At 68.8% G+C, this 13,411-nt stretch carries 12 protein-coding genes and 1 pseudogene; 8 read left to right on the top strand and 5 right to left on the bottom strand.

Annotated elements, in window-relative coordinates; genetic code table 11:
* Nucleotides 1-2: 2 nt before the first annotated feature.
* Complete coding sequence (locus AZG88_RS43575) at nt 3-389, top strand: sterol carrier family protein (RefSeq protein ID WP_005244380.1); 387 nt, start codon at nt 3-5, stop codon at nt 387-389.
* Here the strand turns inward: AZG88_RS43575 and AZG88_RS43570 are convergent, their stop codons facing one another.
* On the bottom strand, nt 390-1,709 hold the full coding sequence (locus AZG88_RS43570) for a class I SAM-dependent methyltransferase (protein WP_061701186.1): 1,320 nt from the start codon (nt 1,707-1,709) through the stop codon (nt 390-392).
* Nucleotides 1,710-1,882: 173 nt separating this feature from the next.
* Between AZG88_RS43570 and purF the strand changes: the two genes are divergently transcribed.
* Nucleotides 1,883-3,466, top strand: a complete 1,584-nt coding sequence (gene purF, locus AZG88_RS43565) for an amidophosphoribosyltransferase (RefSeq protein WP_005254820.1) — start codon at nt 1,883-1,885, stop codon at nt 3,464-3,466.
* 120 nt (nt 3,467-3,586) lie between these two features.
* On the top strand, nt 3,587-4,666 hold the full coding sequence (gene purM, locus AZG88_RS43560; RefSeq protein WP_005244377.1) for a phosphoribosylformylglycinamidine cyclo-ligase: 1,080 nt from the start codon (nt 3,587-3,589) through the stop codon (nt 4,664-4,666).
* Between the two features lie 111 nt (nt 4,667-4,777).
* On the opposite strand, the gene AZG88_RS43555 is transcribed toward purM, so the two are convergent.
* The 4 genes from AZG88_RS43555 to ygfZ form a co-directional block, all read right to left on the bottom strand.
* Nucleotides 4,778-4,978 (bottom strand): DUF3073 domain-containing protein, encoded by a 201-nt coding sequence (locus AZG88_RS43555; protein ID WP_005244376.1) that lies wholly within the window; start codon nt 4,976-4,978, stop codon nt 4,778-4,780.
* Nucleotides 4,979-5,159: 181 nt separating this feature from the next.
* Complete coding sequence (locus tag AZG88_RS43550; protein WP_005244373.1) at nt 5,160-6,113, bottom strand: asparaginase; 954 nt, start codon at nt 6,111-6,113, stop codon at nt 5,160-5,162.
* Entirely contained in the window at nt 6,110-6,778 is a 669-nt protein-coding gene (locus tag AZG88_RS43545) for an MOSC domain-containing protein (RefSeq protein WP_061701185.1), read from the bottom strand. Before AZG88_RS43545 ends, AZG88_RS43550 begins: the two co-directional genes overlap by 4 nt.
* The gene (gene ygfZ / locus AZG88_RS43540; RefSeq protein WP_025431867.1) at nt 6,775-7,896 is read right to left on the bottom strand and encodes a CAF17-like 4Fe-4S cluster assembly/insertion protein YgfZ; all 1,122 of its coding nucleotides are present in this window, start codon (nt 7,894-7,896) and stop codon (nt 6,775-6,777) included. The genes AZG88_RS43545 and ygfZ overlap by 4 nt, the downstream gene beginning before the upstream one ends.
* Before the next feature lie 63 nt (nt 7,897-7,959).
* Between ygfZ and AZG88_RS43535 the strand changes: the two genes are divergently transcribed.
* The 5 genes and pseudogenes from AZG88_RS43535 to AZG88_RS54795 all read left to right on the top strand — a co-directional run.
* Complete coding sequence (locus AZG88_RS43535; RefSeq protein WP_025431868.1) at nt 7,960-8,832, top strand: aminodeoxychorismate lyase; 873 nt, start codon at nt 7,960-7,962, stop codon at nt 8,830-8,832.
* A gap of 133 nt (nt 8,833-8,965) precedes the next feature.
* Nucleotides 8,966-10,462: a cytochrome ubiquinol oxidase subunit I gene (locus AZG88_RS43530; protein ID WP_025431869.1), complete on the top strand. Its 1,497-nt coding sequence runs from the start codon at nt 8,966-8,968 to the stop codon at nt 10,460-10,462.
* A gap of 11 nt (nt 10,463-10,473) precedes the next feature.
* Complete coding sequence (gene cydB / locus AZG88_RS43525) at nt 10,474-11,511, top strand: cytochrome d ubiquinol oxidase subunit II (protein WP_061701184.1); 1,038 nt, start codon at nt 10,474-10,476, stop codon at nt 11,509-11,511.
* Nucleotides 11,508-13,214, top strand: coding sequence for a thiol reductant ABC exporter subunit CydD (gene cydD / locus AZG88_RS43520; protein ID WP_061040673.1), 1,707 nt, complete (start codon nt 11,508-11,510; stop codon nt 13,212-13,214). The genes cydB and cydD overlap by 4 nt, the downstream gene beginning before the upstream one ends.
* Nucleotides 13,204-13,411, top strand: a pseudogene (locus AZG88_RS54795) (ABC transporter ATP-binding protein); the annotation flags it as partial. The gene cydD and the pseudogene AZG88_RS54795, both read left to right, overlap by 11 nt.

Below are 13,411 nucleotides of genomic sequence, written 5' to 3'. Positions count from 1 at the left end.
GTATGCCGTCGCGCCGAGCCGTAGATCCCGCCGAACTGAGGGCCGCCGTACTCGAGGTCGGTCCGTGGTTGCGCGGCGATTCCGAGGAGAAACCGTCCCGCACCCAGCTGGCCGCGGCGGTCCGGCTCAGCGCGCGGACACTCGAGCAGGTCGCGCCCGGTTCGAGCGTGGAGGTGCGGGTTCCCCCGTTCGTCGCGGTCCAGTGCATCGAGGGTCCCCGGCACACCCGCGGCACTCCGCCCAACGTCGTGGAGACCGACCCCCGGACGTGGCTGCTGCTGGTGACGGGGCTGCTGGAGTTCGACAGCGCGACCGCCGACGGCGGAGTCTCGGTGTCGGGGAGTCGCGCCGGGGAGATCGCCCACTGGCTGCCGCTGCTGCGCGTATAGCTAGCCCAGCCACAACGCGCGGGTGCGCGGCAGCCCGCTCGACCCGTCGTCGGACGGGCGCACGGCCAGTAGCTGATGGATCGTCAGCCGGCCCTTCTCCTCGAACCCCAGGGCGCTGGCCGCGAGGTACAGCAACCAGGTGCGGGCCCGCTCCGCGCCGGCGAGCCGGATCGCGTCGTCCCAGGAGTCGCGCAGTCTGCCCACCCACGCCCGCAGCGTGAGTGCGTAGTGCTCCCGGAGGGCCTCGACGTCGCGGACCTCGAGTCCGGCGTGCTCGAAGGCGTCGACCGTTCTGCTCAGCGGCAGCACCTCGCCGTCCGGGAAGATGTAGTTCTCGATCAGTCCCGACGAATTGTCCGTGCCGGTGAGCGACCGGACCGAGGCGATGGCGTGGTTGAGCAACCGCCCTTCGGGACGCAGAAGGTCGAGCAGGTGCTGCGCGTACCCGGGCAGCGAGGAGTCGCCGACGTGTTCGGACATGCCGATGCTGGAGATCGCGTCGAACGGACCGTCGACGACGTCGCGGTAGTCCTGAACGCGGATCTCGATCAGATCCGACAGCCCGGCCTCGGAGACCCTCGAACGCGCCCGCTCGGCCTGTTCGTGGCTGAGGGTGACGCCGACGACGGACACGTCGTACTTCTCGGCGGCGTGGATCGCCATCGAACCCCAGCCGCAGCCCACGTCCAGCAGTCGCATGCCCGACTGGAGGCCGAGCTTGCGGCAGACCAGGTCCAGCTTGTCGTTCTGCGCTTCTTCGAGCGTCCCGATTGCACCGCGGTCGCCGGATCGCTGGTCCCAGTACCCGCAGGAGTAGACCATCGTCGGCCCGAGGAAAAGGCGGTAGAAATCGTTGCCGACGTCGTAGTGATGTGAGACCGAGGACGCGTCGCGCGCCTTGCTGTGCTTGGGGCCGCGGCGCCGGGCCACCTCCACCGACGGCGGTGTCGGACGGAGACCGAGGCCGCCGAGCCGGACGAACGTCGACAGCGACTTCAGGATGGTGCCGCGGTCGGATCCGCGGACGCCGAGTGTCCCCAGCCGGTCGACGAGATCCGGAAGCGTCAGCAGCCGGAAGACGTCGCCCTCGATCTCGAGGTCACCGGACACGTAGGCCCGGACGAGACCGAGTTCGTTCGGCGACCACAGCACCCTCCGGATGGCCCGGCGGTTGCGGAAGACGATGGTGACGTCCGAGTCGGGGCCGGCCTCCGAGCCGTCCCAGCATCGGACGTGCACGGGAATGGGGATGCCCATCGCGCCTTCGAACGCGCTCAGCAGGCGTTCTGCGGCGGTCGGTGCCGTGCTGCGGACGTCCATCGGAAAAGCCCCCGCTCTGTGGTTCGAGGATGCTGATCGATACCGAAACCAACCTATTTTCGGCTGTCCGTCCGGGAGTCGGGCCGGTTCGATCGGCACCGTGGGCGAAGCGACGGCGCAGGGCACGTAGACTGACCTTGCCCCTCACACGCCCATCCCCAGGGAGCACCCCGGTGACCAGAGCCGATCTGTCGGTCCACAGTCCTAATCTTCTCTCTTCGAACCCGTCCGACGAGGACGAGAACGAGCCCCGCGAGGAATGCGGAGTCTTCGGCGTCTGGGCGCCGGGAGAGGATGTGGCGAAACTCACCTACTACGGACTTTATGCTCTGCAGCACCGTGGGCAGGAAGCGGCGGGTATCGCCGTCGCCGACGGTTCGCAGGTGCTGGTCTTCAAGGACCTCGGGTTGGTCAGCCAGGTGTTCGACGAGCAGACCCTGGCAGCGATGCCGGGACACGTCGCCGTCGGCCACTGTCGCTACTCCACCACGGGTTCGACCACGTGGGAGAACGCGCAGCCGATCTTCCGCACCACCGCCGCGGGCAGCGGCATCGCCCTCGGGCACAACGGCAACCTCGTCAACACGGCGGAGCTGGCGCAGCGCGCCCGTGAAGCCGGACTGGTCAACGACAAGCGCCCCGGCGGCGCCACGTCCGACTCGGACGTCGTCGGCGCCCTCCTCGCGCACGCCGCCGCCGACAGCACCATCGAGCAGGCGGCCATGAAGCTCCTGCCGACACTGCGCGGCGCGTTCTGCCTCACCTTCATGGACGAGCACACGCTCTACGCGGCCCGCGACCCGCACGGCATCCGCCCGCTGTGCCTCGGACGCCTGGACCGCGGCTGGGTCGTGGCCAGCGAGACGGCCGCACTCGACATCGTCGGCGCGTCCTTCGTCCGCGACATCGAGCCCGGCGAGCTGCTCGCCATCGACGCCGACGGCGTCCGCTCCTCCCGCTTCGCGAACCCCGAGCCCAAGGGCTGCGTGTTCGAGTACGTGTATCTGGCCCGTCCGGACAGTGTCATCGCCGGACGTTCGGTGCACTCCACCCGCGTCGAGATCGGCCGTCGCCTCGCCACCGAGCACCCCGCCGAGGGCGACCTCGTCATCCCGGTCCCCGAATCGGGCACTCCGGCCGCGGTCGGTTACGCGCAGGGGTCGGGCATTCCGTACGGCCAGGGTCTGATGAAGAACGCCTACGTCGGCCGCACCTTCATCCAGCCGTCGCAGACGATCCGCCAGCTCGGTATCCGCCTCAAGCTCAACCCGCTCAAGGAAGTCATCCGCGGCAAGCGCCTCGTGGTGGTGGACGATTCGATCGTCCGCGGCAACACCCAGCGCGCGCTCATCCGGATGCTCCGCGAGGCCGGCGCACTGGAGATCCATGTCCGGATCGCGTCGCCGCCGGTCAAGTGGCCCTGCTTCTACGGCATCGACTTCGCCTCGCCGGCCGAGCTGATCGCCAACGGCGCGGGCGGCGGTGGCGAGCCCGGCAGCTTCGACGAGATGCTCGAAGGGGTGCGCCGTTCCATCGGCGCCGACACCCTCGGCTACATCTCCACCGAAGGCATGATCGCGGCCACCGAGCAGCCCGCGACGCGACTGTGCGCGGCCTGCTTCGACGGCACGTACCCCATCGCGCTCCCCACGGAGACGTCGATCGGAAAGAACGTTCTCGAGGGAATGCTCGAGAGCGCGGCAGGCGGTCCCGCGACGCGGGAGAACGACAACGCGAACGCCCTCAGTCGGCCGTAGGCCGGTACATCGGGATCCGGCCGGAGAACGTACTCCGGTACCGTAAGGACGCAATCACAGCACTCGATTGCCCGACCGACACGATTTTGACGAGCAACAGAAGGCTGGAGTAACAACCACATGACCGAGGATCCGACAAGTCGCCCTGGCGCGTCCTACGCCGCCGCAGGAGTGGACATCGCCGCAGGCGATCGGGCGGTGGAACTCTTCGCTCCCTTGGCCAAGCGCGCCAGCCGTCCCGAGGTTCTCGGTGGTCTCGGTGGATTCGCGGGTCTGTTCTCGCTCAAGGGTGACTACAAGGAGCCGCTGCTCGCGGCGTCCACGGACGGTGTGGGCACCAAGCTCGCCGTCGCTCAGGCACTCGACAAGCACGACACCGTGGGCCTCGACCTGGTCGCGATGGTCGTCGACGACCTCGTCGTCTGCGGTGCCGAGCCACTGTTCCTGCAGGACTACATCGCCGTCGGGCGAGTCGTCCCGGAGCGTGTCGCCGAACTCGTCAGCGGCATCGCCGAGGGCTGCATCCAGGCTGGTTGCGCGCTGCTCGGTGGCGAGACGGCGGAGCACCCCGGTGTGATGGCGGACGGCGACTACGACCTGTCCGCGACCGGCGTCGGTGTGGTCGAAGCCGACCAGGTGCTGGGGCCGGACCGGGTCCGTCCCGGCGACGTCGTGATCGCCATGGGTTCGTCCGGACTGCATTCCAACGGTTACTCGCTGGCCCGCAAGGTCCTGCTCGAGATCGACCACATGAGTCTGACGGCGCACGTCGACGAGTTCGGCCGCACCTTGGGCGAGGAGATGCTCGAGCCCACGAAGATCTACGCCAAGGACTGCCTGGCCCTCGCCGCCGAGACCGACGTGCGCACGTTCTGCCACGTCACCGGCGGTGGATTGGCCAACAACCTCGCGCGGGTCATGCCGAAGGGTCTGGTCGCCGAACTCGACCGCGGCACCTGGAGCCCGGCTCCGATCTTCGCGATGATCGCACAGCGTGGACGCGTGGAGCGGGCCGAGATGGAGCAGACGTTCAACATGGGCGTCGGCATGGTCGCGATCGTGGCGCCCGAGGACGTCGATCGTGCGCTGGCCGTTCTGACGGCGCGCCACATCGACTGCTGGACGCTGGGCAGCATCAAGAAGTCGCACGACGTGTCGGCCGAGCGCGCAATTCTCGCCGGCGATCACCCGCGGTTCTAGGGTCGGACGCCGTCTGTCGGAACGGGGCGAGCTAGTGGCCCCGACCGGCTGAAGATGTGGAAATGAGGGGGAGCCGGTATCGGCTCCCCCTCATTTCGTTGTCTTCAGATCTCAGCGCCGCCAGTCGTCGTCATCCTCCCGGGAGTGACCCTCCCTGTCGGCACGCTGGTCAGCGAAGACCTCGTCCCGATGCGAGTTGGACGACCCACCTGAGAGCTCTCGTTGCAGGCTGTCAAAATCCGTGGTCGGTACGCTGTACTTCAGCTCGCGTGCAACCTTGGTCTGCTTTGCCTTAGCCCGGCCGCGGCCCATGGCTGACCCCCTCGCGCTTTCGCGGGGCGGCCTGGGGAATTTGGCGGCCCCGTTTGAGTGTGTAAGTTCCTGCCCCACACTCTAGCGTGGAAAAGTCCCTCGCGCTTCCATCCACACCCCGAAGCGGTGTCGGTTTAGTCTCACCGGGCTCGCGAGCTGCCCCGATGCCGGTATTTCGCCTTCAGAAGACTCCCGGAATTGCCCGGACCGTCCCCACTCGGACGCCGCCGCCGAGCACGGGCTGCGACGCGAGGGCCGCCAGATCCTCGGTCCACTCGGCACCCATCCTGTGGAGAAGTGCTGCGGCGAGGGGTAACCGGGCCCGTTCGTGGCCGTCGTCGATCTTCAGCGCGAACGCCGAGCCGTCGGGGAGTGCGCCGGCGTAGACACCGTCGGCCCCGGCCTTCGTCATCAGCCCGGGCACGACCGGCATCAGCCGCGCGTCGTCCTTGCCGGTGCCCGAGACGAGGTAGGGGTGCTCGCGGACGGCGTCGGCGACGGCGAGCTCGGGGGAGTCGGGCTCGGCGGTGACGAGCCGGGCGAACGCCCGCGCCAGATGCGTCAGCGACAGCGGGACGATCGGCAGCCCGCATCCGTCGATGCCGAGCTCGGCGTCGACGTCGCCGCTGATCGACCCGAGCGTGTCGACGACCGCGAGTTGCAGCGGATGAGTCGGCTCGAGGTAGCTGTCCAACGGCCAGTCGTTGGCCAGGCACGTGGCGAGCATGGCCGCATGCTTGCCGGAGCAGTTCATGTACACCGGGCGGGGGAGCTCACCGGCGGCCAGCAGTTCGGCCCGGGCGAGTTCGTTGGAGGGCAGATCGGCGGGACAGCGGAGCTGGTCCTCGTCGAGGCCGTACCTGGCGAGCAGTCGCTCGACGAGTTCGATGTGGTCCGACTCGCCCTCGTGGGATGCGGTCGCGATCGCGAGTTCTTCGGAACTGGACGGTTCGAAGCCGTTCCGCAGCATCGTCACGGCCTGCCACGGCTTGTTCGACGACCTCGGGTAGATCGGCGTGTGCACCTCACCGAGGGTGAGCGCGATCTCGCCGTCCGCGCGGAGGATCACCGCGGAGCCGCGGTGCACGCACTCACGGAATCCGGAACGTACGACCTCCACCAGTTCGATGCTCAATACGTGACCGGCACTTCCAGTCCGGCGATCCGTCGGCGGGCCTTGTCCGCGACGGTCGGAGAGAGGTTCTCCTGCTGTTCGAGCAGCGCCACGAACCGTTCGGGGTCGCGGCCGGTGAACAGATCGCGCACGGTGACGCCGTGGCCGGGCACGTGGATGCGCTGGACGGTGTCGCCGGCGGTGACCGACCCCTCCGTCACCACCCGCAGGTACGCGCCCGTGTCGGCGCGTTCGGAGAACCGCTTGACCCATCGGGGCTCGGCGGCCCAGACCCCGAACGTGCCGCACGGTGTCCGCGGACTGGTCACCTCCAGTTCGGTGGTGCCGATCCGCCAGCGCTCGCCGATCACGGCGTCGGTCGCGGCGATCCCGTCGAGGCGGAGGTTCTCGCCGAACCACCCCGCGGGCAGCTCGCGGCCGAGCTCCGACGCCCAGCGCTGCGCCTCGTCCTCCTGGTAGGCGTAGACGGCCTTGAACGGGCCGCCGTGGTACTCGGTGTCGCAGACGTGGTCGCCGACCAGTCCGGCGGTCGTGACGCGCACGGGGCCGTCGACGGGCCGCTTGTCGATCGCCGTACGGGTGACCCGCCGGGTGCCGCTGTCCCGCTCGGTGTGCAGCACGCAGACGTCCAGCACCTCGCCGGGCGTCGCGGTCGCCTCGCTCATCGGCCCCGGAGCCGGTCGACGGCCGCGCGGCCCGCCTGGACCGTGTCGTCCGCGGGCACGGAGTCGGGGTCGATCGACGCGGCGCACGAGCCGACCACCAATTCGGTGTCGGTGGGGATGGACCGTTTGACGAGGGCCAGCGCGATGGGTCCGAGCTCGTGATGGTCGATCACGGTGCCGATCCGTCCGACCGCACGGCCTCCCGCCGTCACCGGGTCGCCCGGTTCGGGCCGGCCCTCGGCGCTGCCGTCGAGGTGCAGCAGGACGAGGTGACGGGGCGGTTTGCCGAGATTGTGGACGCGGGCCACCGTCTCCTGGCCGCGATAGCAGCCTTTCTCCAGGTGGACGGCGCCGTGCTCGGCGGGACCGCCGATCCAGCGGACCTCGTGCGGGATGGTGCGGTCGTCGGTGTCGAGTCCGATCCGGGGCCGTGCGGCGGCCACCCGGAGTGCCTCGAACGCCCACGTTCCCGCGGGAGCGGCGCCGGCGGCGGTGAGCCGTCCCCACCACGTCGCGAGTCCTTCCCGCGGGATCAGCAGGTCGAAGGAGTCGGCGGTCGGCCACGGCATGCGGCGGACGAACCCGCCCCCGGGCACCGCGACGGCGGCGTACGGCTCGGCGGGTGCCACGACACCGGCCGCGTCGAGGACCGTGACGGCGTCGGGGCCGATCACGCTGAGGACCGCGAGCTCGTTGCCCTCACGGGGCTCGGCCTTGGACCAGAACACCATCTTGGTGAGGAACGACAGGAGGCCGGGTCCGCGGTCGGCCTCGGTGTCGATCCAGGTGACGCCGTCCAGGTCGGTCTGGACGAAGTGGTGCTCGACGCGGCCGTTGACGTCGAGGCTGAGGTTCTCGGCGCTCGCGCCGTCGGGGAGCGCGGCGACGTGCTGGCTCGAGATGGTGTGCAGCCAGGTGAGTCGTTCGGGTCCGCTGATCGCGATGACGAACCGGTGGGAACGGTCGACGACCACCGCGGAACGTTCGGCGCTGCGTTGTTCGCCGAGTGGATCGCCGTGATGCCAGGCGACGCCGGCGTCGAGCGAGCCTTCGGGCGCAGGAACCGCGCCCGGGGCCGTGAGGAGTGGACTGGGTGAGACGGGCAATTTGTCGACCACGAAACCCAGTCTAGGGACCATGGACCACAGGTGGCGGTCAGCAGGGTCGATAGGCTGGGTGTCATGTCTGATCGAGTGCTGGTGACACTGGACCACGAGGTGCGGGACGCGGATGCCCCGCTGCTGCACGCGGACGATCTGGCGGTGGTGCGCGGCGACGGTGTCTTCGAGACGCTGTTGGTGCGAGGCGGTCGCGCCCTGAAGGTCGAGCCCCACCTCACCCGTCTCGTCGCGTCGGCGCGCGCCCTCGGATTGCCCATGCAGGACCTGGACGAGTGGCGCCTGGCGCTCGAGCTGGCCGTCGAGGAGTGGGGGTCCGAGCGGGAGGGCGCGATGCGACTCGTGCTCAGCCGCGGCCGGGAGTCCGGTGGCGACGCGACCGCCTTCGTCACCGTCGGGCCGGTGCCCGAGCGGATTCTGGAGGCACGACGCGACGGGGTGTCGGTACTCACACTGGCCCGCGGGTATTCGGTGGATCTGTCGGCGAGTGCGCCGTGGCAGCTGCTCGGGGCGAAGACCTTGTCGTATGCCACGAACATGGCGGCGCTGCGGTATGCGGCGACACTCGGTGCCGACGATGTGATCTTCGTCAGTAGTGAGGGCAATGTGTTGGAAGGGCCACGTTCCACGGTGGTCATCGCCCGCGACAGGCACCTCCTCACGCCGCCGCCGGAGCACGGAATCCTGCCCGGAACGACGCAGCAGGCGCTGTACGAGGTGGCGTCCGGTAAGGGGTTCCGCTGCGAGTACGCGGCGCTGCGTCCGGCGGATCTCATTACAGCGGAAGGTGTTTGGCTCATCTCCAGCGTCACCATGGCCGCGCGCGTGCGCAAGATCGACGGCCTTGCCCTGCCCGACGCACCGCTCGCCGACGAGATCGTGGAGCTGGTCGACCTCGCGGTCGAGACGGCGGGTGCCGAGTCCGCGGAGGCTTGACAGGTCTACTACATTTCGTAGTAGCAAAGTCCTGCGGGGGAAACGACCCCGCAGTACGTTGTTTTCAAGGGTCGGGCGGAAGCCCACGCTCCGGCCCTGAAGCCTGTCCTACGGGCCCAGTTTCGGAGTAGCCATGGATGCCTTGGATGTCTCCCGGTGGCAGTTCGGCATAACCACCGTCTATCACTTCATCCTCGTTCCGCTGACGATCGGGCTCGCCCCGCTGATCGCCGTCATGCAGACGATGTGGGTGGTCACCGGAAAGGACCACTGGTACCGGCTCACCAAGTTCTTCGGGAAGCTCTTCCTGATCAACTTCGCGCTCGGCGTGGCCACCGGCATCGTGCAGGAATTCCAGTTCGGGATGAACTGGAGCGAGTACTCACGCTTCGTCGGTGACGTGTTCGGCGCACCCCTCGCCCTCGAGGGGCTGGTCGCCTTCTTCCTCGAGTCGACGTTCCTGGGCCTCTGGATCTTCGGCTGGGGGCGGCTGCCCAAGCTCGTCCACCTCGCCACCATCTGGCTCGTCGCGATCGGTGTGAACGCGTCCGCGTACTTCATCATCACCGCCAACTCGTTCATGCAGCATCCGGTCGGGGCCGTGTACAACCCCGAGACCGGGCGCGCGGAACTCACCAGCATCTGGGAACTGCTCACCAACAACACGGCGCTCGCGGCCTTCCCGCACGTCGTGGCGGGAGCGTTCCTCACGGCGGGCACGTTCGTGGCCGGCGTCGGCGGCTGGTGGATGGTGCGCAGCATGCGCAAATCGAAGGAAGCCACCGAACCCGAAGTGGCGAAGAAGCACGAGGAGACCGCCCGGACGATGTTCCGTCCGGTCACCATCCTCGCGCTGTGGGTGATGGTCGCGTCGGGCATCGGACTCGCGATCACCGGCGACATCCAGGGCAAGCTGATGTTCGAGCAGCAACCCATGAAGATGGCATCGGCCGAATCGCTGTGCCACACCGAAACCGGTGCCGACTTCTCGATCCTCACCGTCGGCACCCAGAACAACTGCGAGAGCATCACCCAGCTCATCAAGATCCCCGGGCTCACCTCGTTCCTGGCGGACGGCACGTTCGACTCCACCGTCGAGGGCGTCACCGAGATCCAGGCCCGCTACGAGGAGATGTACGGGCCCGGAAACTACAAGCCCAACCTGTTCGTCACCTACTGGACGTTCCGCGCGATGATCGGCTGGGCCGCCGGGTCGGCGCTGCTCGCCGTGGTCGGTCTGTGGATGACCCGCGGCGGGCGCGTCCCGGACAAGAAGTGGTTCGGCTGGTTGTCGATCGCCGTCATCCCGACACCGTTCCTCGGGAACAGCGCGGGCTGGGTCTTCACCGAGATGGGCCGTCAACCGTGGGTCGTGGCACCCAACCCGACCGGTGTCGACATGATCAGACTGACTGTCGACCAGGGCGTCTCGAATCACTCCCCGTGGACCGTCTGGGTCTCGCTCATCACGTTCACGGTGGTCTACGGGGCGCTGGCCGTCGTGTGGTTCACGCTGATCCGCCGCTACACGGTCGAGGGACCACTCGAACACGACGCCCATCCACCGGGTGACGACCACGACGAGCCCGAAGAACCGGGCAAGCCCGAGCAACTCTCGTTCGCGTACTAGGGGAGACGGTCATGGGACTTCAAGAAGTGTGGTTCATCCTGATCGCGGTGCTCTTCATCGGGTACTTCGTCCTCGAGGGATTCGATTTCGGTGTCGGCATGCTGATGCCGGTGCTGGGAAGGCGCAAGGACCCGAACGGGGACACGCGACGGCGGGTGGTGCTCAACACCATCGGGCCCGTGTGGGACGGCAACGAGGTGTGGCTCATCACCGGTGGCGGCGCGTTGTTCGCCGCGTTCCCGGAGTGGTACGCCACCTTGTTCTCCGGCTTCTACCTGCCGCTGCTGATCATTCTCGTCGCGCTCATCGTCCGGATCTGCGCCATCGAGTACCGCGGCAAGATCGACGACGACACCTGGCGCAGGCGGTGCGACTGGGGCATCGTCTTCGGGTCCTGGGTGCCTGCCGTGCTGTGGGGTGTCGCGTTCGCGAACATCGTGCGGGGCGTCGACATCGACGCCGACAAGCAGGTCACCTCGAGCCTCTTCGATCTGCTCAATCCCTATGCGCTGCTGGGTGGTCTGACGACCGCACTCGTGTTCGCCCTGCACGGCGCGGTGTTCCTCGCCCTGAAGACGGCCGACGAAGTACGCACGGATGCCGTCGAACTGGCGTCCAGGCTGGCGATCCCGGCCGTTCCGGTGGCAGGCGCGTTCGTGCTGTGGACGCAGCTGGCGCACGGCAAGGGCTGGACGTGGATCCTCGTCGCGATCGCCGCCGCCGCACTCCTCGGGGTGATCGCGTTCACCCGCGCCGAGCGTGAGGGCTGGGCGTTCCTGCTCACGTCGATCGCGGTCGTCGCCACGGTGGCCCTGCTGTTCGGCTCGCTGTTCCCCAACGTCATGCCGTCCATTCTGGACGCCGCGTACAACCTGACCATCGACAACGCGTCGTCGAGTCCGTACACGCTGAAGGTGATGACGTGGGCCGCCGCGTTCCTCACCCCGGTGGTGCTGATCTACCAGGGCTGGACGTACTGGGTGTTCCGCCAACGGATCTCGACCAAGCACATCCCGCCGTCGATCGGTCTCCCGCTCGAGCGCAGATGAGCACAGCGGTAGGCGACGCTCCCCGCCCGGCCGACGAACGCCCGGGCGGGGCGCGAGGTTCCCGGCGCCCCGTCGATCCCCGCCTGTGGCATTACTCCGCGGCGGCCCGCGGGTATCTCGTTCTCACGGTCGCGCTGTCGATCGTCAACGTCGCGATGGTCATCGTGTCGGCGCTCATGATCGGCCGCGTGCTCGGTGGAATCATCGTCGACGACGACACCGACCTCGGGCGGTGGTCCACCGAACTGGTGGTGCTCGCCGGTGCGGTGGGGGTGCGGGTGCTCGGCACCTGGTTGCAGTCCCGGTTCGCGCACCGGTCCGCCACGCGGGTGGTGGCGGAGCTGAAACGGGAGGTCCTGGGTGTCGCCACCCGCCTGCGACCGCGCGAGCTCGATCCGCGGCGGGACGAGATCGCGACCGTGCTCACCCGCGGAATCGACGGTCTCGTGCCGTATCTCACCGGGTATCTGCCGGCCCTGGTCCTCGCGGCGACGCTCACACCGGCGACGCTGGCGGTCATCGCATTTCAGGATCTGACGTCGGCGGCGATCATCTTCGTCACGCTCCCGCTCATCCCGGTCTTCATGATCCTGATCGGCCTGCTCACCAGGGGCAAGGCGGCCAAGACGCTGACCGCGATGACCACCCTGTCGTCCCAGTTGCTCGACCTCCTGGCCGGCCTGCCCACACTCCGCGCGCTGGGCCGCGAGCAGGGACCGGCGACGCGGGTGCGTGAACTCGGCGACGCCCACCGCCGCACCACGATGTCGGCGCTGCGGGTGGCGTTCCTGTCGTCGATGGTGCTGGAACTGCTGGCCACGCTGTGCGTCGCACTCGTCGCCGTGAGCATCGGACTGCGGCTGGTGTACGGGGAGATGGGACTCGAGGCGGGAATCGTGGCGCTGATTCTCGCGCCCGAGGTGTACCTTCCGCTGCGGATGGTCGGAACCCAGTTCCACGCCGCCGAGGACGGAATGGCCGCGGCGAGCCGGGCCTTCGCCGTCATCGATACCGATCGTCCCGACGACGCCGCCGACCGTGCGGTCGTAGTGGACGCGGCCGGGGCGCGTCTCGAATTCGACGGCGTCGACGTCCGGTCCCGGCACGGCCTGGCGCCGCACGGACTGACCGGGACCCTCGAACCCGGCGCGGTGACCGTGCTGACAGGACCCAACGGTTCCGGGAAATCGACTGCGGTGCAGGCACTCCTCGGCCTCGTCGAACCCGAGCGCGGGGAGGTGCGGGTGGCGGGCGCCGCCGTGAGTTCGCTCGACCGGTCCGCGTGGTGGGCGCAGGTGGCGTGGCTCCCGCAGCACCCCGTTCTCGTTCCCGGCACTCTGGACGAGAACCTTCGGCTCATCGGCGAGGTCGTCGACCTCGAACAGGCCTGTGCGGCGACGGGTTTCGACGAGGTTCTCGCCGAACTCCCGGACGGCTGGAACACGCGCGTCGGATCCGGCGGAACGGGACTGTCGCTCGGCCAGCGGCAGCGGCTCGCACTGACCCGCGTGCTGGCCACCCGGCGTCCCGTCCTGGTGCTCGACGAACCCACCGCACACCTCGACGACGCGTCGGAGCGGACCGTGCTCGATTCGCTGCGGAGCCTGGCCGCCGCCGGCCGGACGGTCGTCGTGGTGGGGCACCGGCCGACCCTGCTCGCGGCCGCCGACCGGGTGATCGAGGTGAGCGCCGATGTCGCGTGACCCGCTGATCCGGGCATTGCCGCTCCTCGACCTGCAACCGGGACGGGTAGTGCGGGCCGTCACCGCCGGCGTCGCCACGCTGGGCAGTGCGCTCGCGCTCGCGGCGCTGTCGGCGTGGTTGATCACGAGGGCGTGGCAGATGCCGCCCGTCCTGGACCTCAGCGTCGCCGTCGTGGCGGTGCGGGCGCTGGGCATCT

Origin of the sequence: Rhodococcus sp. LB1 (genome assembly GCF_001583455.1) — a bacterium.
GTDB lineage: Bacteria > Actinomycetota > Actinomycetes > Mycobacteriales > Mycobacteriaceae > Rhodococcus_F > Rhodococcus_F opacus.
The sequence above is the reverse complement of the archived record's forward strand: the minus strand, read 5'-3'. Positions and strand labels throughout refer to the sequence as shown.

Excerpts from the sequence above, each read along its gene's own strand:
- AZG88_RS43575 (WP_005244380.1), top strand. The coding sequence starts at position 3 with ATGCCGTCGCGCCGAGCCGTAGATCCCGCCGAACTGAGGGCCGCCGTA.
- AZG88_RS43570 (WP_061701186.1), bottom strand. The coding sequence starts at position 1,709 with ATGGACGTCCGCAGCACGGCACCGACCGCCGCAGAACGCCTGCTGAGC.
- purM (WP_005244377.1), top strand. The coding sequence starts at position 3,587 with ATGACCGAGGATCCGACAAGTCGCCCTGGCGCGTCCTACGCCGCCGCA.
- AZG88_RS43555 (WP_005244376.1), bottom strand. The coding sequence starts at position 4,978 with ATGGGCCGCGGCCGGGCTAAGGCAAAGCAGACCAAGGTTGCACGCGAG.
- AZG88_RS43545 (WP_061701185.1), bottom strand. The coding sequence starts at position 6,778 with ATGAGCGAGGCGACCGCGACGCCCGGCGAGGTGCTGGACGTCTGCGTG.
- AZG88_RS43535 (WP_025431868.1), top strand. The coding sequence starts at position 7,960 with ATGTCTGATCGAGTGCTGGTGACACTGGACCACGAGGTGCGGGACGCG.
- AZG88_RS43530 (WP_025431869.1), top strand. The coding sequence starts at position 8,966 with ATGGATGCCTTGGATGTCTCCCGGTGGCAGTTCGGCATAACCACCGTC.
- cydB (WP_061701184.1), top strand. The coding sequence starts at position 10,474 with ATGGGACTTCAAGAAGTGTGGTTCATCCTGATCGCGGTGCTCTTCATC.
- cydD (WP_061040673.1), top strand. The coding sequence starts at position 11,508 with ATGAGCACAGCGGTAGGCGACGCTCCCCGCCCGGCCGACGAACGCCCG.